This window comes from Paraburkholderia sp. SIMBA_027 (genome assembly GCF_046535315.1).
In the GTDB taxonomy this organism is placed as follows: domain Bacteria; phylum Pseudomonadota; class Gammaproteobacteria; order Burkholderiales; family Burkholderiaceae; genus Paraburkholderia; species Paraburkholderia tropica.
On record NZ_JAWRWY010000001.1, the window covers coordinates 1 to 24978 of the forward strand.

The window sequence follows — 24978 nt, forward strand, 5'->3', positions numbered from 1 at the left end:
TTGATGTCGCTGCCGAAGCTCGTGTTTCCGGGCGGCGCGCTCGTCGGCGACGACGCGGGCTTTTTGAACGCGGCGCGCATCAAGGGCAGTCACGCGGCGATCAAGACCGGCATGCTCGCGGCGGAAGCGGCGTTCGACGCGGTGCAGGCCGGTCGCACGAGCGATGAACTGACGGCGTATCCGGAAGCGTTCAAGCAGTCGTGGCTCTACACGGAACTGTACAAGGCGCGCAATTTCAAGCAGTGGATGAGCAAGGGTCTGTACCTCGGCACGCTGATGGTCGGGCTCGAGCAGAAGCTGATGGGCGGCAATGTGCCGTGGACGCTGCATCATCAGCATCGCGACAACGAGATGCTGCGTCCGGCGTCGCAGTGCAAGCCGATCGAGTATCCGAAACCTGACGGCAAGCTCACGTTCGATCGTCTTTCTTCTGTGTTTATTTCGAACACGAATCACGAAGAGAATCAGCCCGCGCATCTGACGCTCAAAGATGCGAAGGTGCCGGTCGATGTGAATCTGCGCACGTATGCGGGTCCGGAAGCGCGCTTCTGTCCGGCGGCGGTCTACGAGTTCGTGAAGAACGACGACGGCAGCGACCGTCTGCAGATCAACGCGCAGAACTGCGTGCACTGCAAGACCTGCGATATCAAGGACCCGACGCAGAATATCGTCTGGGTCACGCCGGAAGGTGGCGGCGGGCCGAATTATCCGAATATGTAACGCGTGCGCAGCGCTGTTGCGCAGACCAGCAAACGAGGAAGAGACATGAGCAAAGAAGTCGTCGTAGTGGGCGGTGTACGCACCGCAATCGGCAAGTTCGGCGGCAGCCTGAAAGACGTGGCGCCGACCGAACTCGGGACGATCGTGCTGCGCGAACTGCTGGCGCGCAGCAACGTGAAGGCCGACGACGTGGGGCACGTCGTGTTCGGCAACGTCATCGCCACCGAGCCGAAGGACCTGTATCTCTCGCGCGTGGCCGCGATCAACGCGGGCATTCCGGAATCGACGCCCGCGTTCAACGTCAATCGTCTGTGCGGATCGGGCTTGCAGGCGATTGTTTCGGCGGCGCAAACCATTCTGCTCGGCGACGCCGACGTGGCGATCGGCGCAGGCGCGGAAAACATGAGCCGCGCGCCCTATATCGCGCCCGACGCGCGTTTTGGCGCGCGCATGGGCGACGCGCGTCTGATCGACATGATGCTCGGCGCGCTCAACGATCCGTTCGATACGGTGCCGATGGGCGTGACCGCCGAGAATGTCGCGCGCCGCTTTGAGATTTCGCGCGAGCGTCAGGACGCGCTGGCGCTCGAATCGCATCGCCGCGCCGCGCAGGCGATCGCCGAAGGCCGTTTCGCGGGCCAGATCGTGCCGGTCACGCGCACCGTGAAGGGCCGCGAAGTCGTGTTCAACACCGACGAACATCTGCGCACCGACGCCACGCTCGAAGACTTCACGAAACTCAAGCCGGTGTTCGCGAAGGAAAACGGCACGGTGACGGCGGGCAACGCCTCGGGTATCAACGACGCGGCGGCCGCCGTGCTGCTGATGTCGCGCGAAGCTGCCGAACAGCGCGGCCTCGCACCGATGGCGCGCCTCGTCGCCTACGCGCATGCGGGCGTCGAACCGCTCTACATGGGCATCGGACCGGTGCCGGCCACGCGTCTCGCGCTGCAGCGCGCGGGCCTGCGCGTCGAGGATCTCGACGTGATCGAATCGAACGAAGCATTCGCGGCGCAAGCGTGTGCGGTGACGCAGGAACTCGGCCTCGATCCGGCCAAGGTGAACCCGAACGGTTCGGGCATTTCGCTCGGCCATCCGATCGGCGCGACCGGCGCGCTCATCACGGTGAAGGCGCTGCACGAACTGCAACGCATCGGCGGCCGTTATGCGCTGGTGACGATGTGCATCGGCGGCGGCCAGGGCATCGCGGCGATCTTCGAGAACGCGGCTTAAACGCGGCGTATTTCGCGTTTTTCGTCGATCCCGCTAAACCGGCCATATCGACATGCCGCAGCGCGCGCTGCGGCATGTCTGCATTGAACACCGCAATTGAACTATCCCAAGATGGAGACAGCGATGCACGACCATTCCAGCGAAACGATGGCATCGGCGTATTCGTACCCCTTGCTGATCAAACGCTTGCTGCTCACGCCGTTGCAGCAAACGCCGAATCAGGAAATCGTCTATCGCGGCACGACGCGCATTACGTATGCGCAATTCGGTCAGCGTGTGGGCAAGCTGGCGAACGCATTGAAAAACGTGGGCACGCAATTTGGCACCACGGTTGCAGTGATGGATTGGGATAGCCATCGTTATCTGGAAGCGTATTTTGCCGTGCCGATGATGGGCGCGGTGCTGCAAACGGTGAATATCCGTCTGTCGCAAAGCGAGATCGCCTACACGATCAATCACGCGGGCGCCGAAGTGCTGCTCGTCCATGCGGATTTTCTGCCCGTGCTCGCGGCGATTCGGGACAAGCTGGAGAAGGTCCGCACGCTGATTCTGATCGACGACGACGGCAACGTCAGCGATACGCACGGTCTGGAATTCGCCGGCGAATACGAGCAATTGCTCGCATCGTGCAGCGAGCACTACGACTTCCCCGACTTCGACGAAAACACGCGCGCCACCACGTTCTATACAACGGGCACGACGGGTTTGCCCAAGGGCGTCTATTTCTCGCATCGGCAACTGGTGCTGCATACGATTACGGTGATGGCGGCGCTGACGAGTCCCGAATCGGGCCAGCGTTTTCATCGCGGCGACGTGTATATGCCGATCACGCCGATGTTCCATGTGCACGCGTGGGGCATGCCGTATATCGCCACGGTGCTGGGTGTGAAGCAGGTGTATCCGGGACGCTATGTGCCTGACCGTTTGGTCGAATTGCTGCGCGACGAAGGCGTGACGTTCTCGCATTGTGTGGGCACGATTCTGCACATGCTGCTGAATTGCCCGCAGGCCAGATCCGCCGACTTCAGCAAATGGAAAGTCGTGATCGGCGGCGGCGCGCTGCCGCAGGGTCTCGCGCGCGCGGCGCTCGAACGCGGCATCGATATTTTCACGGGCTACGGCATGTCGGAAACGTGTCCGGTGCTCACGCTCGCGCAATTGAAGCCGCAGAAGGAAGCGCTTTCGTTCGACGAGGAAGTGAGTTTGCGTTGCCGCACGGGCTTGCCGATTCCGCTCGTCGATCTGCGGATTGTCGATACGGAAATGCGCGATCTGCCGCACGACGGCAGCGCGAGCGGCGAAGTGGTCGTGCGTGCGCCGTGGCTCACGCAAGGCTATCTGCACAATCCGGAAGCGTCGGCCACGCTATGGGAAGGCGGTTATCTGCATACGCAGGACGTGGCGCGCATCGACGCGGACGGCTATTTGCAGATCACCGACCGCATCAAGGACGTGATCAAGTCGGGCGGCGAATGGGTCTCGTCGCTGGAAGTGGAAAGCCTGATTTCGCAGCATCCCGCCGTGGCGGAAGTGGCGGTCATCGGCATCAAGAGCGACAAATGGGGTGAGCGCCCGGCCGCGCTCGTCGTGCTGCGCGCCGATCACAATCCCGTCACGGCCGATGAACTCAAACAGCACGTGCTCAAGTTCAGCGAGAACGGGACGATTTCGAAATACGCGGTGCCGGAGGTCGTGAAGTTTGTCGAGGCGCTGGAGAAAACCAGCGTCGGCAAACTGAACAAGAAATGGTTGCGCGAGCATTTCGAATAAGCGCTTTAAACGGGGAGAAAAGCCGGGTAGCGATACCCGGCTTTTTTTATGACGTCGCGCCTGGCGAACGCGCCCACGGCAAACGCTTTTTCGGCGTCGAATTCAGGCGCGGCCACTGCACGTTTTCCACGGCGATGCTTCGGCGCGGCGCGTCGGCGATAAAGCGTTCGAGCGTGTCGCGGATATCGCGGTCGACGAAATCGGCGCGTTCCGTGTCGATCAACACCGTCGCGTGGTCGGGAATGCGCGCGAGGCAGCGCATCAGCATCGGCTTGGCGAGAAACGACGCGTCCTTGCGAAACGACAGCAGATAATGGTCGTCGTGCTCGGCGAGCGCGAAGGTGTCGTCGAGATTGGCGCGCATGGCCAGCAGCATGCTCACCGCAATGCCGATACCGATGCCGATCAGCAAGTCCGTCGCGAGCACGCCCACGATCGTGGCCACGAACGGCACGATGCGGTCGGTGCCTTCGCGCATCATCGAGACGAAGAGTGCGGGTTTGGCGAGCTTGTAGCCGGTCTGGATCAGAATCGCGGCGAGGCAGGCGAGCGGAATCAGGTTGAGCACGGCGGTCAGCGCGAACACGCTCGCAAGCAGCAGCGCGCCATGCACGAAGGCCGCAAGACGCGTGCGTGCGCCTGCGTTCAGATTCGCGGAGCTGCGCACGATCACGGCGGTGATCGGCAAGCCGCCGAGCGCGCCCGCCACGATGTTGCCCACGCCTTGCGCCTTCAATTCGCGATCGGGCGAGGCGCGGCGGCGTTGCGGGTCCATCTGCTCGACGGCTTCGAGACTCAGCAGCGTTTCGAGGCTCGCGACCACGGCGAGCGTGAGCGCGACGCGCCAGACGTCCGCATCGACGAGTTGCGTGAAGTCCGGAAACGCCAGCGCGCCCGCGAGCGTGTCGAACGATTGCAGCGCGTCGAGCGCCACGCGCTGCTCGCCCGGCAAGGCGAATGCAGGCGCGAAGGCGTCGAGCGCGAGCGTCGCCGCGATGCCCAGCGCCACGACCGCTAGCGGTCCCGGCACGATGCGCACGAGCGCGTAGCGTTTCGCGCGCGGCGTTTCCCAGACGAACAGCAGGATCACGCAGACCACGGCCAGCACGAGCGCGGGCACGAGCACCGCACCGAAGGGCGTGGCGAGCGACGCGGCGGAAGCGGACAAACCCTCTGACAAACCGGCGGCGAGCGGCACCTGCTTGACGATCAGCAGCAGACCGATCGACGCGAGCATGCCTTTGATGACCGGCACCGGGACGAAGCTCGCGAGTTGCCCCGCGCGCAGCATGCCGAACACGCACTGCAAGACGCCCGCGATCAGCACGGCGGCGAGAAACGCCGAAAAGCTGCCGAGCGAGGCGATCGCGGAAACGACGATCACTACGAGCCCGGCGGCAGGGCCGCTCACGCTCAGATGCGAGCCGCTGAGCAGGGCGACGACGAGTCCGCCGACAATGCCGGAGAGCAGTCCCGCGAACGGCTCGACGCCGGATGCGGTGGCGATGCCGAGGCACAAAGGCAGCGCGACGAGAAAGACGACGATGCCCGCGAATAAATCGCTGCGCAGGCTTGCGAGGTCGATGTGACGGGAGTTCGGCATGTGAAGGGTCCGCTAAGGTGACGTGAAAGGCGTGAATGAGCGGGCGTTGGCGCTCAGGATCGATGGGAATGTCTGCTCAGACTGCCGCGCTGGCTTCGGTCAATTGCAGCAGGCGGCCTTCGCGCAGACCGAACACCCAGCCGTGAATCTGCGGCGGACGCCGCGCCGCGCGCACGATCGGCGAGGCTTCGAGGCGCTGCACCTGCTCGATCACGTTGAGTTCCGCGAGACGGTCGACGCGGGCATCGAGATCGGCGATGGCGTCGAGTTCGGGGCGGTGACGCCCGGCCAGTTCGCGCAGTCCGGCGATGCGCCGGTTCACGTTCGGCAGCGCGTCCAGCGGCGCGGAAAGCGCCGCGCGCACGCCGCCGCAATGGTGATGTCCGCAGACGATGATGTGCTCGACTTCGAGCGCATGCACGGCGTACTCGACCACGCTCGACGCGTTGGCGTCGTCGGCGGTGAACAGGTTCGCGATGTTGCGATGGACGAACAGTTCGCCCGGCTGCGCATTCACGATGCGCTCGGCGGGCACGCGGCTGTCCGAGCAACCGATCCAGAGCGCGCGCGGGCGCTGGCCTTGCGCGAGCTGCGTGAAGAATTCGGGCTCGCGCGCGGCGACCTCCGAAGACCACGCGAGATTGGCAAGCAGAAAGCGTTTCGGATGATTCATCGATCGAGGCTCCAGAATGATTAGCCGGCGGGTGGGGATGCGACGACGCCGGCGTGGCGATCGATGTTTACGAAATGCTTTCGATGGCTTGGTTCCAAAAATAAATCGGTGTTTCGCTAAAAAAATTCGAAAATAATTCCGCTTGCAGGTTTTATGACGAATGCATGAATACCGATGATGCGGAACCTTTCACTTGTGCGATGCAAGACGCAACGTTATAGTTTTTGGAATAAAAAAACCTGAGAGCAGCAGCAGGGCAGGAGGCGCCGTTTTCATGATGCACGCCTCGCGGTCCCGCGCCGGAGTCATGCATGTCCGAAATCGATCATTGGTTGGGCCGTTATCCCCTGTTCAGAGAGGCGCTCCGGCACGGCGCCACGTCATTGAATGCATTGCCGCTTCAGGCGCGAACGGTCGTGTTTAAACGACTGTGCATGAATGAATTAACTGAAGCATCGTCGAAATCGACACAATGCACACTGGGCGAAGTACGCGCCGCCTATGTTGAATTGCCAATGGCAATTGTCGATACGGCGGTTCAAAAGTTCGTATCCGATCACGGAACGCGTGGCGCCGATACCCCGGCATTGCGCGCCGCGCTCGACGAAAGCGCCGTGCGCTATCCCGCGATGGCGAGGCCGCCTTGTTTGCTGATGCCCGGTGCCGGCGTGTTTCTCGACGGCTGGATGCGGTTTCTCGCCTATCGCGCGCGCGGCGATTTGACGGCGCCGCTGCTCGCAGTCGACTGGGACGATCTTTACGCACGCATCGCGCTGATGGACGGCGAATCGGACGCCTTGCCGCTGGGCGCGCCGGTCGCCGAACTGGATAGTGCCTTACTCGATTAAGCGCTTGCCGCGCATTGCATCCGTATGTCTCACAAGATTCTGGTCAGCGCCTGTTTGCTGGGCCGTCCCGTGCGTTACAACGGTTCGGCGAAAACGCTGGCGCATGCCGCGCTCGATGCGTGGCAGCGTGAAGGCCGCGTCGTGGCGATTTGTCCGGAATTGAGCGGCGGATTTTCCGTGCCGCGTCCGGCTGCGGAAATCGCGCAGTCGCAATCGGGCGATGCCGTGCTCGCAGGCGCGGCGCATGTGATCGACGAGTATGGCGCCGATGTGAGCGCGCTCTTTATCGCGGGCGCGCAAGCGGCGCTCGATCTCGCACGCGAACACGACTGTCGTTTTGCGCTGCTGATCGACGGCAGTCCCTCATGCGGGAGCCGCTTCATATACGACGGCACATTCAGCGGACACAAGTTCGCAGGCGAAGGCGTCACGGCGGCGTTATTGCGCGCGAATGGCATCGAAGTGTTCGCCGATTGGGAAATCGACGTGCTCGCAGCGCGTCTTGCGCAAATCGATTCGCCGTATTGAACCGTAAAGCGTTCGGCGATCACGCGGGCGTACAATGGCGCGGTTCAATCACAGCACGCGGCGAATGGCGCGCCGGTCTTGCGCATGGAAATCAAATGGATCGAAGACTTCATCGCGCTCGCGCAATATCAGAGTTTTTCGCGCGCGGCTGAGTTTCGCAACGTCACGCAATCCGGATTCAGCCGACGCATTCAATCGCTCGAACAATGGGTGGGCGCGGAACTGATTGATCGCAGCAGTTTTCCGCCTGTTTTAACGCCCGCCGGGCAACTCTTTCGCGAAGCGGCGGACGACGTGCTCAGCAAACTCTACGATACGCGCGCGATCATCCGTACCGAGCAGCGGATTGGCGGAAAGAGCCTGCAAATCGCGGCGGGTCATACGATCGCCCTGAATTTTCTGCCGGCGTGGCTCAAACAGCTCGCGAAACATGTTGGCGAGATTCCCGCGCGCGTGGTGCCGACCAACGTGCACGATTCGATCTTGATGCTCGTGAATGGCAATTGCGAACTCATGTTCGCGTATCACCATCCCGAACTGCCGTTGCATCTCGATCCCGCCCGATACGAGCACGTGACTGTGGGCCTCGACACCTTGCTGCCTGCCAGTCGCCCGAATGCGCGATCCGCGCCCGCTTACCGTTTGCCCGGCACCGCGAAACAGCCTTTACCGCATATCGCCTATACGGAGACGAGTTATTTCGGCCGCTGCGTGGCGCTGCTGCTCGGGCGCGCGGCCACGAAACCGCTCTTGCGCCTGCACTACGAATCGGACATGGCGGCGGTGCTCAAGGAACTCGTGATGCAAGGCGAAGGCGTTGCATGGCTGCCGAAAAGCGCGATCGCGCGTGAACTGGCCGACGGCGAACTGGTGCCGGCAGGGCCGTCCGCGTGGCATCTCGACGTGGAATTGCGCGTGTACCGCGACGCCTCGAATCGCAGCGAATTCATCGATACGCTCTGGCAGCATTTGCGCGCGGTCGCACAAGACAGTCGCTGATCCATTCGGAAAAATCACGCGTTATGCGAGTTTCGCATACGCATATGCCAGACCGGCATCGACCTCTTTTTTCTCCTCCTTACCATCCGTTCTGATTGCGCGGCCTTCGTCGCGCGCCATTCAAGGACGGATATGAAGAATCGCCTCACTCTGAATATTGGCATCGGCATGCTGCTGGGCGTGGCGGCAGGCTATGTCTGCCATACGCATGCCGTCGACGCCGCGAGCGCCAAAACCATTGCCGGTTATTTCTCGATCGTCACTGACATCTTTCTGCGGCTCATCAAAATGATTATCGCGCCGCTGGTGTTCGTCACGCTCGTTTCCGGGCTGGCGGGCATGGAGAGCGGGCAGGACGTCGGACGGATCGGGCTGCGTTCGGTGGGTTGGTTCGTGTGCGCGTCGCTCATTTCGCTGGCGCTGGGCCTCGTGCTCGCCAATGCGCTGCAACCTGGCGCGGGGTTGCATATGACGGCCGGTACGGGCGAAGTCGATACCGGGCTCAACACGGCGGCGCTCAACGTGAAGGACGTGCTCACGCACGCGTTTCCGACCAGTCTGCTCGATGCGATGGCGCGCAACGACATCCTGCAGATTCTGGTGTTCTCGGTGTTTCTCGGGCTCGCGCTCGGCGCGCTTAAACGGCAGTCGCGTGTAGCCGTCGTGATCGACTGTATCGATGGCATGGTGCCGGTCATGCTGCGCGTGACGAATTACGTGATGCGCGCCGCGCCGTTCGGTGTTTTCGGCGCGATTGCTTCGGCGGTGACGCTGCGCGGCCTCGACGTGCTTTACACGTACGGCAAATTGATCGGCTCGTTTTATCTGGGCTTGCTGGTGCTGTGGGCGATGCTTGTCGGTATCGGTTATCTGTTTCTGGGCAGACGTGTCGGCCCCTTGCTCAAGGCGATTCGCGAGCCCGCAATGATTGCGTTCTCGACGGCGAGCAGCGAAGCGGCCTATCCGCGCCTCACGGAGCAACTCGAACGATTCGGCGTGGAAAAGAAAGTGGTGGGTTTTACGCTGCCGCTCGGCTATGCGTTCAATCTTGACGGATCGATGATGTATCAGGCGTTCGCCGCGATTTTCATTGCACAGGCTTTTGGCGTGGATATGCCGGTTTCGCAGCAGATTTTCATGCTGCTCGTGCTGATGTTGAGCAGTAAGGGCATGGCGAGCGTGCCGCGTGGATCGGTGGTCGTGGTGGCCGCCGTGGCGCCGATGTTTCATCTGCCCGCTGCGGGCGTGGCGATGGTGCTCGCCATCGACCAGATTCTCGATATGGGTCGCACGATGACCAACGTGATCGGCAACAGCGTGGCGACCGCCGTGATCGCAAAGTGGGAAGCCGCGCGTGAGCCGCAGCGCGATGCATCGGTGCAAGGACTGTTTCCGCAGGCGCAGGGAGACGCGAAGTGACGCAATGCGCTGGCCTGAAGGGGCGGAAGTTTGGTGTGATTGGCGGGGTCGTGCCGCTGGCGGGCGCGGAGTTGGTCCGGCTGCTGGCGAAGTTGGCATCGGCGCGCGCGGACGCTGCGGATTTCGATGCGATCTATCGGCAATTGCCGTGGCGTGGCGAGGCGCTCGATTCATCCGCATGGAAACTGCGGATATTCGACACGATTCGCGAATTCGAAAAAAGCGGCGTGACGACGGTGTTGTTGCCGTCTCTCACGAGCGCTGCGTTCATCGACGAATTGAGGGCGAATGCGCGTGTGCAGATTCTCGACCGGGGCGACGCGGTGCAGCGTGTCGTGGTGGAATCGTTTCCTGACGCACGGTGCGTGGGCTTTCTGAATGCCGATGATACGCACGCGAGGTTGCCGTTGACTTGTGTTTATCCGCGTGAGCAAGGCATCGAACGCGGCGATGTTCAGGCGGCGTGCGAAAGCCTGATCGAGCAAGGCGCGCAAATCATCGTGCACGATCTGGACGATGACGCGCGTGGCGCCGTCGAAAGCGCCGCGCGCGGCGTGCCGGTTATCGACGCGAATCTCGCTTACGCACTGTATGCAATTGAGGGCCGCTGTGCCGTGCCGGTACAGCCCATCAAAGTGGGCGTGGTGGGCGGCATCGGTCCGGCCGCTACGGTCGATTTTCTGCACAAGGTCGTGCGCAATACGCCCGCTGCGCGCGATCAGGACCACATCAAAATGCTGGTCGAGCAAAATCCGCAAATTCCCGATCGCACGGAAAACCTGATCGGTGACGGCGTCGATCCCACGCTCTCGCTCTATGCCGCGTGCAAGCGGCTGGAGGAGGGCGGCGCGGATGTGATCGCCATGCCGTGCAACACGGCGCATGCGTTCGTCGAACGCATCCAGCCTCATCTGGGCGTGCCCATCGTCAATATGCTGACCGAAACGGCGCGCTATCTGCGGACGGCGTTTCCGGCGCTGCGCGAGGTGGGCGTGCTCGCGACGTCGGGGACGATTGAAAGCGGGGTCTATCGCCAGGCGCTCGAATCGCAGGGATTGCGCGAGATGGCGCCCGATGCCGCCTTGCAGGCGCGTGTGATGGCGGCGATCTACGGCAAGCAGGGCGTGAAGGCGGGTTTCACGAGCGGGCCGTGTTTCGACGATATCGCGGCCGCGCTGGATGGTTTGATTGCCGAAGGCGTGGAGGTGGTCATTCTGGGCTGCACCGAGTTGCCGCTGCTGCTCGCCGGTGGGGCGTATCAATCGGCCAGCGGCGCGCGCGTGACGCTGATCGACCCGACCGATGTGCTGGCAAAACGCTGCGTGGCATTTGCACGGGGTGAGACGGCTGAAGTAGCGACATTATACGGTTAATGTCAAATTTATAGGTATGAAAAGTAGAAAGTTGACGGTTTACGTAGTATTATTTTAGAAATTACTGCCGTCAAAGTTCGCCATGTCCGATATTGCCCCCGACGAAGTCCGCATCGCCGCGGAAATCGAGCGTCTCAAAGCCGACTTTCCCAAGACGCGCGAGTTGTATCGCGAAGTGTGCGCGCTGCTGTTCTTTCGCTTCGGCGTAACGCCTACGGCGAACCGGCTGTACCAGCTCGTGCGCCGCGGCAGCATGGGCACGCCCACGGCGGTGCTGTCCGAGTTCTGGGCGGAGTTGCGCGAGAAGAGCCGTGTGCGCATCGAGCACGCGGACTTGCCCGAGGAGTTGCAGGGCGCGGCGGGCGAACTCATCGGGGCGCTCTGGCAGCGCGCAACGGCCTCGGCCCAGGCGTCGCTCGACGCGCTGCGCGAGGAGGTCGAGGCGGCGCGCCAGGAAGCCGAAGTTGCCGTCACCGGTTTGCAGAGCGATCTCGCGCGCACGGAAACCGCCTTGGAGCAGCGCACGTCTGCCCTGCTGGCGGCGCAGGTGCGTATTCAGGAACTGGAGCAGGCCCAGGCTGCGGCGGTGGCTACGCGCGAGGCGCTCGAAGGCGAGGCCGAGCGCCTCCAGCAGGGAAATCGCGAGCGCGACACCGCGTTGGCGCAGGCGCGTGCGGACTTCGCTGCTGAACTCGAAAAACAGCGCGCCAGCGCCGAGCTTGCCGAAACGCGACTGCAAGCCGCCGAGAAACGCGCGCTGCTGGAGATTGAGCGCGAGCGCACGTCCGCTGCGCGTTTGCAGCGCGATAGCGAAGCCGCCGCGAAGCGCGCGGCGCGCGCGGAGGAAAGTGCGCGTGCCGAAATTCAGTCGCTGCAAGGGCAGCTTGGCGATTTGCGCCATCAGGCCGGTGTGCTGGAAGGTCGGCTCGAAGCGCTGCGCGCCACGCATGCGGCGCAAGCCAAAGAGCTCGATGCGGCCCGTGGCAAATCGGGCTCGGCCAGTGCGCAGGCGCCGGCCCGCCGTGCGCCGCGTCGCGCGGGGCGGCCTGCCGAAGCGGCCGCCAAACCGCTGCGGCCCGCGCGCAAAACCGCCACAAAGTCATAATCCCGCGGAAGTTCGCGGTTCGGCGTGGCTCTACGCAAGTTGCATATGCTGGGTCTAGCGCTGGAGCCACCGCTTCGCTAGTCTGATCGGCATTTCATCCAGCCAGGAGATGCCGAGGATGTCCGAGACCGATACCGTCGCCAGCAAGGGCACGCCGCCGTCGCCCCGCACGCGCGTGCGTCGCATGGCGGAACGCGCCGACTACGAGACCGCCACGCTGCACGCGATTCTCGACGATGCCTATGTATGCCACGTCGCATTCGCCGACGAGCGCGGCGTGCACTGCATTCCCACAGCGTGCTGGCGCGAGGGCGATCATCTCTACATTCATGGTTCGAATGGCAGCCGCATGCTCAAGCTCGCCGCCGAGGGCGCGCAGTGCTGCGTGACGGTCATGCATCTCGACGGCCTCGTGCTCGCGCGCTCCGCATTCCACCATTCGATGAACTATCGCTCGGCGATGATCTACGGCGCGTTCGAAGTCGTCCCCGCCGAGCAGAAGGCTGCCGCACTCGACGCCTTTCTCAATCACATCGCGCGCGGACGCGTGAATGAAGTGCGTCGCGGCGACCGCAACGAACTCGCCGCGACGACGATCCTGCGTCTGCCGCTTGACGAAGCGGTGTCGAAGATTCGCACCGGCGGTCCGAGCGACGACGAAGCGGATCTCGCGTTGCCCGTCTGGGCCGGCGTGCTGCCGCTGGCGCTCAAGCCCTTGCCGCCCGAGCGCGTCGCCGCGCAGGCGGGCGAGTGCCCCGACGACGCGCCGGATTATGTGAAAGCGTGGGCGCAGCAGGCGTCGTCGCTGTCACGTTAATCAATCGTATGCGGTAAATGCGCGCATGCGTGATTCGCGAAAGGGCAGTGAATCGCGCATCGACGTCATTCAACCGCTTATAGACACGCGAATTCACCCATTTAGCGCGCGTGCGCACTGTGGCGTCTTTCGGATCACGATTCGGCCATTCAAGCTAGAGTCGCTTGAGTCAGCCAATTCTGTTTGATTTTCCGAAAGGATTCGCGCCATGTACTACAGCAGCGGCAATTACGAAGCATTCGCCCGTCCTCGCAAGCCAGCCGGTGTCGATGGCAAGCGCGCCTGGTTCGTCGGTTCGGGACTGGCGTCGCTGGCAGGTGCGGCGTTCCTGATTCGCGATGCGCAGATGGCGGGCGAGCGCATCACCATTCTCGAACAGCAGCACCTTCCCGGCGGCGCGCTCGACGGCATCAAGGAGCCGGAAAAAGGTTTCGTGATTCGCGGCGGTCGCGAAATGGAAGATCACTTCGAATGCCTGTGGGATCTGTTTCGATCCATTCCGTCGCTGGACGTGCCGAATGCGAGCGTGCTCGACGAGTTCTACTGGCTCAACAAGGACGATCCCAATTACTCCTTGCAGCGCGCCACCGTGAACCAGGGGCAGGACGCTCATACCGACAATCAGTTCAGTTTGAGCGAGCAGGCGCAGAAAGACATCGTGCGATTATTTCTCGCCACGCGCGAGGAAATGGAAGGCAAGCGCATCAACGAGGTATTCGGCGACGATTTTTTCGCCAGCCATTTCTGGCTGTACTGGCGCACGATGTTTGCATTCGAAGCCTGGCATTCGGCGCTGGAAATGAAGCTCTATTTGCATCGCTTCATTCATCATATTGGCGGCTTGCCCGATTTTTCTGCGCTTAAGTTTACGCGCTATAACCAGTACGAGTCGCTGGTGCTGCCGCTCGTGAAGTATTTGCAGGATCACGGCGTGACGTTCCAGTACGGCACCGAGGTCGTCGACGTCGATTTCCGCATCGAGCCGGGCCGCAAGCAGGCCACGCGTATTCACTGGTTGCGTGACGGCGCCGCGGGCGGCGTCGATCTCGGCGCGGACGATCTCGTGTTCATGACCATCGGCTCGCTGACCGAAAACTCCCGCAACGGTGATCACCACACTGCGGCTGAACTCGACGCGGGCCCGGCGCCCGCCTGGGAACTGTGGAAACGCATCGCGGCGCGCGACGCGGCGTTCGGCCGCCCCGAGGTCTTTGGCTCGCATATTGCCGAAACCAAATGGGAATCGGCGACGATCACCACGCTCGACGTGCGCATCCCTCAGTACATCCAGAAGATCGCGAAGCGCGATCCGTTCAGCGGCAAGGTCGTGACCGGCGGCATCGTCACGGCAAAGGATTCGAGCTGGCTGCTGAGCTGGACAGTCAATCGCCAGCCGCATTTTAAACAGCAGCCGAAAGACCAGATCGTGGTGTGGTTCTACGCGCTGTTCGTCGATACGCCCGGCGATTACGTCAAGAAGCCCATGCAGGATTGCACCGGCGAGGAGATCACGCGCGAGTGGCTCTATCACCTCGGCGTGCCGCGCGAACAGATCGACGAACTGGCCGCGAGCGGCGCGAAAACCGTGCCGGTCATGATGCCGTATGTGACCGCGTTCTTCATGCCGCGCCGTGCGGGCGATCGCCCCGATGTCGTGCCCAAGGGCGCGGTCAACTTCGCGTTTATCGGCCAGTTCGCCGAATCGCGGCAGCGCGACTGCATCTTCACCACCGAGTATTCGGTGCGCACGCCGATGGAAGCCGTCTACACGCTGCTCGGCGTCGAGCGCGGCGTGCCGGAGGTGTTCAATTCCACCTACGATGTGCGCAGCCTGCTGGCCGCGACGGGGCGACTGCGCGACGGCAAGCCGCTCGATATTCCCGGCCCCGCGTTCCTGCGCAATCTGCTGCTGAAGAAGCTCGACGCGACGCAGATCGGCACGCTGTTGCAGGAATACGGGCTCGTGCCGCACGATGGGCCACCCGACGGGCCACGCTAGCGCGACGCGATAGCCGCGCGGCGTCGCAATTGTTTTCTTCCGGGCAGGCGCGTTTGATAAGCTTTCCGACCATGCCCGACATCAAGCTGAACCTCTCGCTCCACGACAGCCCGCCGTCCGCGCCGATCGCAGCGGACGCCGCGCTGACGCGGGCGGACCGCGTCTATTACACGCTGCGCAACGAAATTTTCGATATGCACCTGCTGCCGGGCGACCGGCTCACCGAGGGCGCGATCGCCGAGCGTTTCGCGGTCTCGCGCACGCCCGCGCGCGAAGCGCTGCAACGTCTGCAAAGCGACGGCTTGATGCAGGGCTATGTGCGCGGCGGCTGGGAAGTCGTGCCGATCGACAACAAGCGTTTCGACGATCTCTACGAAATGCGCCAGATGATCGAAACCTTCGCGGTGCGCAAGCTGTGCAGCGGCGAAGCGCCGCAAGCCGAACTGCATCTGCTGCTCGACGCGCTCGATCGCACGTGGAAAGTGGGGCGCGCCCAGCGTATCGCCGATGGTCACCGGCTCGTCGAACTCGACGAGGCGCTGCATCACGCGCTGGTCGCGGCGGCGGGCAACGACGAACTCACGGCGACGATGCAGCGCGTGACCGACCGCATCCGCGTGGTTCGGCGGCTCGATCTCGTGCACGGCGACGGCATCGCCGAAACCTACGACGAACACGCCGCGATCCTCGACGCCATTCGCCGTGGCGACAGCGCGCTGAGCGTCGAACTCGTCTCGCGTCATATCGGCGGCAGTCAGGCGAGCGTCAACGGTCTCACGCTGCAACGCCTGCGCGCCGTGCGCACCGACACGGGGCGCGATGCCGTTGCGCACGCACCAGCGCGGCCTCGGCGCACCACCTGACGGCACGGCGCGGCCACCGGCGAAGCGCAGCGTAGGCAGGCTGAAAGCCTTATCCAATCGGCATTCTCAGGGTTTTTACCAAGGTCTGGCACGAATCTCGCATTAACGTTTTCGTTGTATACAAGGAAACGTCGATGCCTCTCGAACACACTGCTGCACCCATCCTGAATCCCACGCGCGGCTCGCGCGGCATGGCGGTCGCGCCGCACGCGCTCGCGTCGCAGAGCGCGCTCGCCGTCCTGCGCGAAGGCGGCAACGCGGTCGAGGCAATGATCGCCGCCGCCGCGACCATTGCCGTGGTGTATCCGCATATGAACAGCATCGGCGGGGACGGCTTCTGGCTGATCTCGCGTCCCGGTCACGCGCCCATCGGCATCGAGGCGTGCGGCGCGGCGGCGATGCGCGCGGACATCGCCACGTATCGCGCGTTCGGGCTGGACGCCGTGCCGGCGCGCGGCCCGCTCGCCGCGAATACGGTGGCGGGCACCGTGTCCGGCTGGGACTTCGCGCAGCGCCATTCGCAAGCCGCGCTCGGCGGTCGGCTGCCCGTCGCGCGCCTGCTCGAAGACGCGATTCACTACGCGAAACACGGCGCGCCGGTCACGCGCAGTCACGCCGATTGCGTCGCGCGCAAGGGCGTCGAACTGCAGCACGTGCCGGGCTTCGCGCAGACCTTCATGACCGATGGCCGCGCACCGCAGACCGGCGAGCGCTTCACGAACGCGCGGCTCGCGGCGACGCTGCAACAACTCGCCGACGCAGGCCTCGACGACTTCTATCGCGGCGATCTCGCGCGCAGCATCGCGCGCGATCTCTCGTCGCTGGAAACGCTCATCACGCTCGACGATCTCGAACGCCATCGTGCACGCGAACGCACGCCGCTCGCGCTCGACCACACGCTCGGCACGGTCTACAACATGCCGCCGCCGACGCAGGGCCTCGTGTCGCTGCTGATTCTCGGCGTGCTCGATCGCGTGCTGACCGACGGCATGGACCCGCTCGGCCCCGACTTCGTGCACGCCTGCGTGGAAGCGACCAAGCTCGCATTCAAGGTGCGCGACGAGCACGTGACCGATCCCGACCATATGCGCATCGATCCGGACGCGCTGCTCGCGCCCGAGGCACTCGATGCGATGGCGCGCCAGGTGTCGATGTCGCGCGCGATGCCGTGGGGCAACGGCCGCGGGCCCGGCGACACGGTCTGGATGGGCGTCGTCGACAACGACGGCGTAGCCGTGAGCTTTATCCAGAGCATCTATCACGAGTTCGGCAGCGGCATCGTGCTGCCGGATTCGGGCATCAACTGGCAGAACCGCGGCTGCAGTTTCTCGCTCGATCCCGCTTCGCTGAATCCGCTGATGCCGGGGCGCCGTCCGTTCCACACGCTCAATCCGGCGCTCGCGCAGTTCACCGATGGCCGCACGATGGTCTACGGCAACATGGGCGGCGACGGCCAGCCGCAATCGCAAAGCGCGGTGTTCTCGCGCATCGCGCGTTACGGCTGGAATCCGCAGACCGCGATCGACGCGCCGCGCTGGCTGCTCGGGCGCACGTGGGGTCAATCGACCGATTCGCTGAAACTCGAAGCGCGTTTCCCGGCGGCCACCGTCGATGCCTTGCGCGCGCTCGGCCACGACGTCGAAGTGCTCGACGCTTACGACGAAGCGATGGGTCATGCCGGTGCAATCATTCGGTATCCGAATGGATTGATGGAGGCGGGCAGCGATCCACGCAGCGACGGTTCGGCCGCGGGCTGGTAGCGCGATCCATCGCATGACCTGACGCATGCACTGAGTTAACTCATCGACTGTTTTTTATATCCGGTTCGGCGTTGTGCCGAACCGGAGGGCGGCACTCGTCCTTTTTCATCCGCATTCAACGGGGAAAACACATGAATTCACGCATTCAGACGCTCGGCGCGGAGACCACCGCAAGCACGCACGCCGTCGCGACGCACAATCGCTGGCTTCAGCTCGGCCTCGGCCTGCTGTGCATGATGGCCATTTCGAGTCCGCAATATGTGTGGACGCTGCTGACCAAACCGCTGTCCGCGAAACTCGGCGTGCCGCTGCCCGAACTGCAGGTCACGTTCTCGCTGCTGATCATCCTGCAGACCTTTTTCTCGCCGTTTCAGGGCAAGCTGATCGACCGCTTCGGCCCGCGTCTGCTGATTTCTCTCGGCACGGTGATGTCGGGGCTGAGCTGGGTGCTCGCTTCGCTGGTCACGAGCACATCGATGCTCTACCTCACGTACGGCCTTGTGGGCGGGCTCGGCACGGGCATCGTTTATGTTGGCGTGGTCGGGCTGATGGTGCGCTGGTTCCCCGATCGACGCGGCTTCGCGGCGGGCGCCGTGGCGGCCGGTTACGGCATGGGCGCGATCGTCACGACGTTCCCGATCTCGGCTTCGCTCGCGACGCGCGGCCTCGACGCGACGCTGTGGATGTACGGCATCGCGTTTGCGGTCGTGGGCTTTCTGGCCTCGCAAGGTCTGCGCGTGCCGCGCGATGCTGCGCCGACACAGACGGCTTCGGCAGCAAACGTGAATGCGTCGGCAAGCGTGCCGAACCTGCGTCCGTCGCAGATGATGAAGTCGCCGCTGTTCTGGCTGATGTTCGCCATGATGACGATGATGTCGACCTCGGGCCTCATGGTCACCTCGCAGATGGCGACCTTCGCGGCGGACTTCGGCATCACGAAAGTGGTGGTGTTCGGCATGGCCGCGCTGCCGCTCGCGCTGACCATCGACCGCTTCACGAACGGCCTCACGCGTCCGCTGTTCGGCTGGGTCTCCGATCGTTTTGGCCGTGAAAACACGATGTTTTTCGCCTTTGCGCTCGAAGGCGTCGCGATGGCGCTCTGGCTGCTGACGCGCGATAACGCCGTGCTGTTCGTGCTGCTCTCGGGCGTGGTGTTCTTCGGCTGGGGCGAGATCTTCTCGCTGTTCCCGTCCACGCTGACCGACACATTCGGCACGCGCCACGCGACCGAGAACTACGGCTGGCTCTATATCTCGCAGGGCATCGGCTCGATCTTCGGCGGCCCGCTCGCAGCGCTGCTGCATCTGCATGCGGGCAGCTGGGTGCCGGTGTTCGCCTCGGCGATCACGCTCGACATCGTCACCGCCGTGCTCGCGCTGTTCGTGCTCAAGCCGATGCGCGCGCGCTTTCTGCAGCAGGGCGCGCAAACCGCAGCGAACTGATCGGCGACGCCCTTGGGCGTCCCCGATTTGCATCCGTGAAATTGTCGTGCTAATTTTTCATGAAAATTGGCCGATAAAATTTCACGGATGCCGCGATGTTCGTCGAATCGACTCAACACGTTGACAGCTACTACGCCCGCACCTTGCCGGGCGCGTTGCCCGAGCGCCCCGCGCTGGAGGGCAATCACGACGCCGAGGTGGCGATCGTCGGCGCCGGGTTCAGCGGCCTGCACACGGCGCTGCGGCTCGCGCTGGCGGGCAAGCGCGTGGCGCTGGTGGAGGCGAGCCGGGTCGCGTGGGCCGCGTCCGGGCGCAACGGCGGCCAGGCGCTGCTCGGCTGGTCCTGCGACATGGGCCCGCTCGAACATTCGCTCGGCGTCGAACGCGCGCGTGAACTGTGGGACAGCATGCGCTGGGCCGCGCGTGAAGTGCGCGAGTTGCCCGCGCGTCACGGTTTCGACATCGACTATCGGCCGGGCAGTTTGTGGACCGCCGTGAAGCGCAGCCGCGTTGCGCTGCTCGAAGAAACACGCGACGAAGCGCAGCAGAAGTGGGGCTACGACGCGCTGCGCGTGATTCCCGAAGCGGAGATGCCCGAGTGGGTGGGCAGCCGCCGCTATCGCGCGGCGCTGTACGATCCCGAGGCGGGACATCTGAATCCGCTCAAGCTTGCGCTCGGTCTCGCGGCGGCCATCGAGCGCGCGGGCGGGCGCATTTTCGAGCTGACGCGCGTGCGCGAGTGGCGCGAAACGCCCGCCGGTTTCGTCGTCACGACGCCGCACGGCACGCTGCACGCCGGTACGCTCGTGCTCGCCTGCAATGCCTATATCGATCGCCTCGACCGCGATCTGGCGCGCCGCGTGCTGCCCGTCGGCACGTATCAGGTCGCCACGGCGCCGCTCGATCCGTCGCTTGCGCAGTCGCTGCTGCCGCGCAATAGCTGTGTGATCGACAACCAGTTCGTGCCCGACTACTTCCGCCTGAGTCCCGATCATCGCCTGCTGTTCGGGGGCGCGTGCACCTATCTCGGCGGCATCCCGAAAGACATTCGCGCGGCGATCCGCCCGAGCCTCGAACGCGCGTTTCCGCAGTTGCGCGGCGTGGCGCTCGACTATGCGTGGGGCGGCCATATCGATATCAGCATCCGGCGTACGCCCGATGTTGGCCATGCGCGCGGACGGTACTGGCTGCAAGGTTTTTCCGGCCACGGCGTATTGCCGACGCTGGCCGCCGCGCGCGCGGTGACCGACGCGATCCTCGGCGACACGCGCTTGCTCTCGCATTACGAGGCCATCCATAATCCGCGTTTTCCTGGCGGCGACGCGCTCGCTGCGCCGCTCGAGGCGCTCGGCAAGCTTTGGTATCGGCTGCGCGATGTCGTCTAGCGCCGCCGCCCGCGCTTCAATTCCGCCCGACCCGATGGAATGCACATGGACAAGCAGGAAGAAATCGAAGGTCTCGCGATCCTGATTCGCGATCTGCGCAAGCACAAGAAGGTGACGCTGTCCGACCTCGCACAGAAGATCGGGCGCTCGGTGGGCTTTCTCTCGCAGGTCGAGCGCGGTCTCTCGCGGCCCACGGTGGCCGATCTCACGGCGATCGGCGAAGCGCTGCAGACGCCCACCACGTACTTTTACAGCGTGAGCAAGCCGCGCGCGCTGCCGTGGGTGACGCGGCCCGGCGAGCGGCGCACGCTTTATTACGGCGGCGGCATTACCGACGTGCTGGTGTCGCCGACCATGTCGTCGGGCGGATTTTCGATGCTGGAGAGTTTGCTCGAACCGGGCGCGACGAGCGGCGAGCGTCCCGTCGACGACAGCGACGAGCAGGGCGGTTTCGTGCTCGAAGGCGAACTCACGATCTGGGTCGACGGCGAAAACGACGAAGTCACGCTGCGCGCCGGCGACAGCTTCCAGTTGCCCTCGCGCTGTCGTTTCAGCTACGCGAACCGCTCGGAACAGAACGCACGCGTGCTCTGGGTGTTTGCATAATTACGCCTGTTGCTGGCGGCGATAGCTGCCGTACGTCGCGTAGCGGCGTATTCATGGTTATTTGTACTCCGAATTAAATATCGAACTAAAACCCGAAAAACATTGTCATTCTCGCGACACGAACAAGAGGGAATCGAAGTGACTGTCCATGAAACTGCCCATGAAACTGCGCATGAACCCGCCAACGCTGCCGATCTGCTGCGCGAAGTCCGCGCGTTTCGCGCAGCGCATCCCGACGTGCGTTACGTCGATCTGATCTGCCTCGATCTTCCCGGGCATTTCTACGGCAAACGCTATCCGATCGACATGCTCGAAAAGGTCGCCGCGGGCGCGCTGCTCAAACTGCCGCAAAACTGCATCCTGCTAGGCACGCAGGGCGGCGTGTATCCGATCGGCGACTATTGTTTTCGCGACGGCGATCCCGACGCGCCGCGCCGTCTCGTGCCCGGCACACTCAAGCGTGTACGTTGGGAATCGCGGCCGCTCGCGCAGATGCTCATCACCTCTGACGGCACGGCGGCCCCCATCGGCTTCGAACCGCGCGAAGTGCTCGCGCGCGTGCTCGAACGTTTCCGGCGGCGCGGACTCAGGCCGGTCGTCGCGTTCGAGCTGGAGTTCTATCTGTTCGATGCGAAGCTCAGCGAGGGCCTGCCGCGTCACGCGCGCGATCCGCTCGGCGGCGACGAGGACGATCAACCGAACATGCATATCGAGCGCCTGTCGCGTTTCGCGCCGGTGCTGCACGAGATGGTCGACGCGGCGCGCGAGCAGGGCGTGGACGCGACGGTCATCACGGCGGAGCTCGGGCCGGGCCAGTTCGAGATCAACTTCGGCCATTGCGACGACGCCTTGCGTGCCGCCGACTGGTCGGCGCTCTTTTGCCGCAGCACGCGCGGCGTGGCCATGCAGCACGGTTATCGCGCGAGCTTCATGTCGAAGCCGTGGCTCGATGCGCCAGGCAGCGGCATGCACGTGCACGTGAGTCTCTACGACGCCGCCGGCCGCAACGCACTCGCGGCGAACGGCCGGCGCGGGCTGCGTCACGCGGTGGCCGGCTGCCTCGCGCTGCTGCCAAATTGCATGCCGGTTTTTGCGCCGAACCATAACGCGTTTCGCCGTTACGGCGCGATGGTCAACGCGGCTAGCCGGGCGAGCTGGGGCTTCGAGGATCGCGATGCGTGCATCCGCATTCCGGAGTCGGACGAGGCGAATCTGCGTATCGAACACCGTCTCGCGGGCGCCGACGCGAACCCTTATCTGGTGCTCGCCGCCATTCTCGCGGGCATCGAATACGGCCTCGATGCGCAGCACGAACCCATTGCGCCGCTCAACGAAAACCGTGCGAGCGGCGTCGATTTTCCGGGCGACATGCTCTCGGCGGTGGCCGCGATGCGCTCGCATGCGGGCGTGCGGGAAGGGCTCGGCGAGGACTTCACGATGGTTTTTTGTGAAAATAAACGGCAAGACCATCTCGATTTCATGAACGCCATCCACGCACGCGAATATCGGTGGTTTTTGTGAAAATACGCGAAATAGTCATGAATTAGGCGGGAAAATCGCTCTGCACGATTCGTTCCAGCTCGCGGCAGGACGGTGTAAGCCCCGTGTGCCGGAGGTTTCGATATGCAACGCGATTTGCCTGTTTCGCCCTTGTGCGGTAGGGTATGCAGGTTTTCTCAACTCAACACAGGAAGCAGATGAACAAACAGGAACTCATTGACGCAGTCGCCGCAAGCACGGGCGAGACCAAGGCAGCCACGGGAGCCGCAATCGACGCGATCCTCGAAGTGGTCACCAAGGCGGTCACGTCGGGCGATTCCGTGCAGCTCGTCGGCTTCGGTTCGTTCTCGACCGGCCAACGTGCCGCTCGCGTCGGCCGTAACCCGGCCACGGGCGCGGAAATCCAGATCGCTGCGGCGAAGACGGTGAAGTTCACGGCTGGCAAGGCCTTCAAGGACGCCGTCAACGCGTCGTGATGTCGTCTGCCGCCGGCTGACCGCCGCTGATTGGCTCGCTGATTAGTCCGGTTAGCCGCGTCGTCGAACCAGGCGGGCGCGGGCGGCCACAGGTCGTCTGCCTCCGCCGCGTGGCACGCCTTCGGGCGGCAACGCATCTCAAGCCGGGAGCAGGGCGCGTCGCGCCTTGCTCCCGGTGTGCATTTCTGGCGCGGCTTTTTTCACGCCGCGCTGTTTTACGCTACGGTTTTTACGCGGCGTTCTTTACGCGCCATTACGTGTGCCATTACGCGTGCAGTTATGCCTCGTTCTTGCCCGCCGAGGCGCGCACGCTCTCGTTCACCGCGCCGTTTCGGTGCAGTTCGTAGCGCTGGCGTTTGGCTTCGTACATCGCGGCGTCGGCTTCGCGCAGCATGCCCTCCACGCTTTCACCTTCCCCACAGCTCGCCCAGCCGAGCGAAAAACTCAGACGCGGCCCGCCGTAGAACTGGTTATTCAGCTCGACGAGTTTCGTAATGCTGTCGGCGACGATTTCCGCATCGCGCGCGTCGGCGCCCGGCATCAGCACGGCGAATTCGTCGCCGCCGATCCGCGCCGCGTGATACGGCTTCTGGATCGCCTTCGCAAGCACTTCGCCCGCGCGGCGCAGCAGCGCGTCGCCGGCCGCGTGGCCGAGCTGGTCGTTGACGGTCTTCAGATTGTCCATGTCGACCACGATCGCGCTGACCGGGAACGGCCCCTTGCGTTGCAGCCGGTTCAATTCATCGACATAGAACGAGCGGTTCTTGAGCTTCGTGAGCACGTCGTGCTTGCCGAGGAATTCGAGGTAGGCCTCGGCTTTCTTGCGCGCGGTGATGTCGGTGAGCGCGAGCAGCACGAGATCCCACTTTTCCTCGTGGCCGGGAAACACCGAGAACTGCAGATGCACGTTCAGCTCGCTGCCGTCGAGCGCGTAATTCACGACTTCGCGCTGCTGAAACAGGCGGCCTTCCCAGAGATCGAGCAACTGCTCGCGAAAATGCGGACGCATTTCGTCGCGGAACACGTCGGGCAGGCGCGCGAGCAGCGTGGCCTTGTCGGGCGCGCGATACATGCCGAGCGTGTAGTGATTCACGTCGAGCACCTGAATCTCGCTCATGCACCGCTCGACGAACTCAGGATGCACGTCGGTGAACGTGCGGAAATCGACGATGCCCTGCATGCGCGCTTCTTCCAGCAATTCGCGGATCGCCGAGAAATTTTCAACCCACAGCGAAACCGGCGCGTGCTCGAAAATGCCCTGCGCGTAGAGCTGGCTCGCGGCCGCGCGCTGACGCGCATCTTCCAGCGCGGAGACATCTTCGATCGCCACCAGCACGCGGCTCCAGTCGGCCTCATGGCCGGGCAGGATCACGCCGTTCAGCAGAATGTCCATGCGCCGGCCGCCGAGCGTGTAGTTCACGCTCTTGCTCTGGAAGCGCGGCTCGCCGGCCCACATCTGTTCGAGTTCGCCGACGTGGGCCTGAAACATGTCGTCGCGCAGCACGTCGGCGAGGCGCGCGGTGAGTTCCTCGTGGCTGCTCGCGCCATAAAGCTCGAGCGTGTGCCGATTCACCTTGAGCACGCGGATGCACGCCGAGCATTCGGCGACGCGGCGCGGATCTTCTTCGAGAAAGGCGCGAATATCGACGACACCCGCCGCCCGCCAGCGCTCGAACAGCGCACGCAACTGGCTATAGTCTTCGAGCCACAACGAGGTGGGCGTGACGTCGAAGAAGTCGAGCAGGTCGACGCCCATATTGGCAAAGCTGGCGGCGGTGGCCGGAGTGCCTTGTTGCATAGCGGTGCGGTGTGGTGGCGAGGTTGGGAGCGCGCCCGGTCCCGCGCGCGGCGGCTGGGTG

The 24978-nt window shown here is 63.8% G+C and carries 21 protein-coding genes; 18 read left to right on the top strand and 3 right to left on the bottom strand.

All coding sequences use genetic code 11. From position 1 onward, the window contains the following. The 3 genes from SB764_RS00005 to SB764_RS00015 all read left to right on the top strand — a co-directional run. Window positions 1–720, top strand: a 720-nt coding sequence (locus SB764_RS00005; protein WP_410862180.1) for an electron transfer flavoprotein-ubiquinone oxidoreductase, incomplete at its 5' end; no start/stop codon positions are given. Window positions 721–765: 45 nt separating this feature from the next. Then, window positions 766–1953 carry a beta-ketothiolase BktB gene (bktB, locus tag SB764_RS00010; RefSeq protein ID WP_065059169.1) on the top strand — a complete coding sequence of 396 codons (1188 nt, stop codon included), beginning with the start codon at window positions 766–768 and terminating at the stop codon, window positions 1951–1953. A gap of 123 nt (window positions 1954–2076) precedes the next feature. Then, complete coding sequence (locus SB764_RS00015) at window positions 2077–3723, top strand: fatty acid--CoA ligase (protein ID WP_322007452.1); 1647 nt, start codon at window positions 2077–2079, stop codon at window positions 3721–3723. 46 nt (window positions 3724–3769) lie between these two features. Here the strand turns inward: SB764_RS00015 and SB764_RS00020 are convergent, their stop codons facing one another. Together SB764_RS00020 and SB764_RS00025 are read right to left on the bottom strand one after the other, a co-directional pair. Beyond that, window positions 3770–5326 carry a SulP family inorganic anion transporter gene (locus SB764_RS00020; RefSeq protein WP_110328918.1) on the bottom strand — a complete coding sequence of 519 codons (1557 nt, stop codon included), beginning with the start codon at window positions 5324–5326 and terminating at the stop codon, window positions 3770–3772. 76 nt (window positions 5327–5402) lie between these two features. Beyond that, window positions 5403–5999, bottom strand: coding sequence for a carbonic anhydrase (locus tag SB764_RS00025; protein ID WP_321901778.1), 597 nt, complete (start codon window positions 5997–5999; stop codon window positions 5403–5405). A gap of 311 nt (window positions 6000–6310) precedes the next feature. On the opposite strand from SB764_RS00025, the gene SB764_RS00030 reads away from it, so the two are divergent. From SB764_RS00030 to SB764_RS00100, 15 genes are all read left to right on the top strand, one after another. Next, window positions 6311–6847 carry a hypothetical protein gene (locus tag SB764_RS00030; RefSeq protein WP_146230075.1) on the top strand — a complete coding sequence of 179 codons (537 nt, stop codon included), beginning with the start codon at window positions 6311–6313 and terminating at the stop codon, window positions 6845–6847. Between the two features lie 24 nt (window positions 6848–6871). Then, window positions 6872–7375 carry a DUF523 domain-containing protein gene (locus tag SB764_RS00035; protein WP_110328921.1) on the top strand — a complete coding sequence of 168 codons (504 nt, stop codon included), beginning with the start codon at window positions 6872–6874 and terminating at the stop codon, window positions 7373–7375. Window positions 7376–7459: 84 nt separating this feature from the next. Continuing rightward, window positions 7460–8374: a LysR substrate-binding domain-containing protein gene (locus SB764_RS00040; protein ID WP_074986809.1), complete on the top strand. Its 915-nt coding sequence runs from the start codon at window positions 7460–7462 to the stop codon at window positions 8372–8374. Window positions 8375–8506: 132 nt separating this feature from the next. Then, entirely contained in the window at window positions 8507–9793 is a 1287-nt protein-coding gene (locus SB764_RS00045) for a dicarboxylate/amino acid:cation symporter (protein WP_065059176.1), read from the top strand. A gap of 35 nt (window positions 9794–9828) precedes the next feature. After that, window positions 9829–11166 carry an aspartate/glutamate racemase family protein gene (locus tag SB764_RS00050; protein WP_410862183.1) on the top strand — a complete coding sequence of 446 codons (1338 nt, stop codon included), beginning with the start codon at window positions 9829–9831 and terminating at the stop codon, window positions 11164–11166. An 82-nt stretch (window positions 11167–11248) separates the two neighbouring features. Next, complete coding sequence (locus SB764_RS00055) at window positions 11249–12271, top strand: DNA-binding protein (RefSeq protein ID WP_321866407.1); 1023 nt, start codon at window positions 11249–11251, stop codon at window positions 12269–12271. 118 nt (window positions 12272–12389) lie between these two features. Beyond that, on the top strand, window positions 12390–13088 hold the full coding sequence (locus SB764_RS00060) for a pyridoxamine 5'-phosphate oxidase family protein (RefSeq protein ID WP_074986812.1): 699 nt from the start codon (window positions 12390–12392) through the stop codon (window positions 13086–13088). A 208-nt stretch (window positions 13089–13296) separates the two neighbouring features. Continuing rightward, a complete protein-coding gene (locus tag SB764_RS00065) occupies window positions 13297–15087 on the top strand; it encodes an oleate hydratase (RefSeq protein ID WP_183040249.1) in 1791 nt (596 codons plus the stop codon). 71 nt (window positions 15088–15158) lie between these two features. Continuing rightward, a complete protein-coding gene (locus SB764_RS00070; RefSeq protein ID WP_321904025.1) occupies window positions 15159–15950 on the top strand; it encodes a GntR family transcriptional regulator in 792 nt (263 codons plus the stop codon). Between the two features lie 134 nt (window positions 15951–16084). Beyond that, the gene (locus SB764_RS00075) at window positions 16085–17710 is read left to right on the top strand and encodes a gamma-glutamyltransferase family protein (RefSeq protein WP_321892367.1); all 1626 of its coding nucleotides are present in this window, start codon (window positions 16085–16087) and stop codon (window positions 17708–17710) included. Window positions 17711–17841: 131 nt separating this feature from the next. Then, window positions 17842–19152 (top strand): oxalate/formate MFS antiporter, encoded by a 1311-nt coding sequence (gene oxlT / locus SB764_RS00080; RefSeq protein WP_065059183.1) that lies wholly within the window; start codon window positions 17842–17844, stop codon window positions 19150–19152. 95 nt (window positions 19153–19247) lie between these two features. Beyond that, window positions 19248–20537 (top strand): NAD(P)/FAD-dependent oxidoreductase, encoded by a 1290-nt coding sequence (locus tag SB764_RS00085; RefSeq protein WP_110328928.1) that lies wholly within the window; start codon window positions 19248–19250, stop codon window positions 20535–20537. A gap of 45 nt (window positions 20538–20582) precedes the next feature. Further along, entirely contained in the window at window positions 20583–21143 is a 561-nt protein-coding gene (locus SB764_RS00090; protein WP_065059185.1) for a helix-turn-helix domain-containing protein, read from the top strand. A gap of 138 nt (window positions 21144–21281) precedes the next feature. Next, complete coding sequence (locus SB764_RS00095) at window positions 21282–22664, top strand: glutamine synthetase family protein (protein WP_311681314.1); 1383 nt, start codon at window positions 21282–21284, stop codon at window positions 22662–22664. Window positions 22665–22807: 143 nt separating this feature from the next. Beyond that, complete coding sequence (locus SB764_RS00100) at window positions 22808–23119, top strand: HU family DNA-binding protein (RefSeq protein WP_161495561.1); 312 nt, start codon at window positions 22808–22810, stop codon at window positions 23117–23119. A 277-nt stretch (window positions 23120–23396) separates the two neighbouring features. Here the strand turns inward: SB764_RS00100 and SB764_RS00105 are convergent, their stop codons facing one another. After that, window positions 23397–24917 carry a GGDEF domain-containing protein gene (locus tag SB764_RS00105; RefSeq protein ID WP_373681703.1) on the bottom strand — a complete coding sequence of 507 codons (1521 nt, stop codon included), beginning with the start codon at window positions 24915–24917 and terminating at the stop codon, window positions 23397–23399. Between the last annotated feature and the right edge of the window lie 61 nt (window positions 24918–24978).

Coding starts and splice junctions, on each gene's coding strand:
- SB764_RS00025 (WP_321901778.1), bottom strand. CDS start 5,999: ATGAATCATCCGAAACGCTTTCTGCTTGCCAATCTCGCGTGGTCTTCG.
- oxlT (WP_065059183.1), top strand. CDS start 17,842: ATGAATTCACGCATTCAGACGCTCGGCGCGGAGACCACCGCAAGCACG.
- SB764_RS00030 (WP_146230075.1), top strand. CDS start 6,311: ATGTCCGAAATCGATCATTGGTTGGGCCGTTATCCCCTGTTCAGAGAG.
- SB764_RS00040 (WP_074986809.1), top strand. CDS start 7,460: ATGGAAATCAAATGGATCGAAGACTTCATCGCGCTCGCGCAATATCAG.
- bktB (WP_065059169.1), top strand. CDS start 766: ATGAGCAAAGAAGTCGTCGTAGTGGGCGGTGTACGCACCGCAATCGGC.
- SB764_RS00020 (WP_110328918.1), bottom strand. CDS start 5,326: ATGCCGAACTCCCGTCACATCGACCTCGCAAGCCTGCGCAGCGATTTA.
- SB764_RS00065 (WP_183040249.1), top strand. CDS start 13,297: ATGTACTACAGCAGCGGCAATTACGAAGCATTCGCCCGTCCTCGCAAG.
- SB764_RS00090 (WP_065059185.1), top strand. CDS start 20,583: ATGGACAAGCAGGAAGAAATCGAAGGTCTCGCGATCCTGATTCGCGAT.
- SB764_RS00075 (WP_321892367.1), top strand. CDS start 16,085: ATGCCTCTCGAACACACTGCTGCACCCATCCTGAATCCCACGCGCGGC.
- SB764_RS00105 (WP_373681703.1), bottom strand. CDS start 24,917: ATGCAACAAGGCACTCCGGCCACCGCCGCCAGCTTTGCCAATATGGGC.
- SB764_RS00035 (WP_110328921.1), top strand. CDS start 6,872: ATGTCTCACAAGATTCTGGTCAGCGCCTGTTTGCTGGGCCGTCCCGTG.
- SB764_RS00045 (WP_065059176.1), top strand. CDS start 8,507: ATGAAGAATCGCCTCACTCTGAATATTGGCATCGGCATGCTGCTGGGC.
- SB764_RS00015 (WP_322007452.1), top strand. CDS start 2,077: ATGCACGACCATTCCAGCGAAACGATGGCATCGGCGTATTCGTACCCC.
- SB764_RS00085 (WP_110328928.1), top strand. CDS start 19,248: ATGTTCGTCGAATCGACTCAACACGTTGACAGCTACTACGCCCGCACC.
- SB764_RS00070 (WP_321904025.1), top strand. CDS start 15,159: ATGCCCGACATCAAGCTGAACCTCTCGCTCCACGACAGCCCGCCGTCC.
- SB764_RS00100 (WP_161495561.1), top strand. CDS start 22,808: ATGCAGGTTTTCTCAACTCAACACAGGAAGCAGATGAACAAACAGGAA.
- SB764_RS00060 (WP_074986812.1), top strand. CDS start 12,390: ATGTCCGAGACCGATACCGTCGCCAGCAAGGGCACGCCGCCGTCGCCC.
- SB764_RS00055 (WP_321866407.1), top strand. CDS start 11,249: ATGTCCGATATTGCCCCCGACGAAGTCCGCATCGCCGCGGAAATCGAG.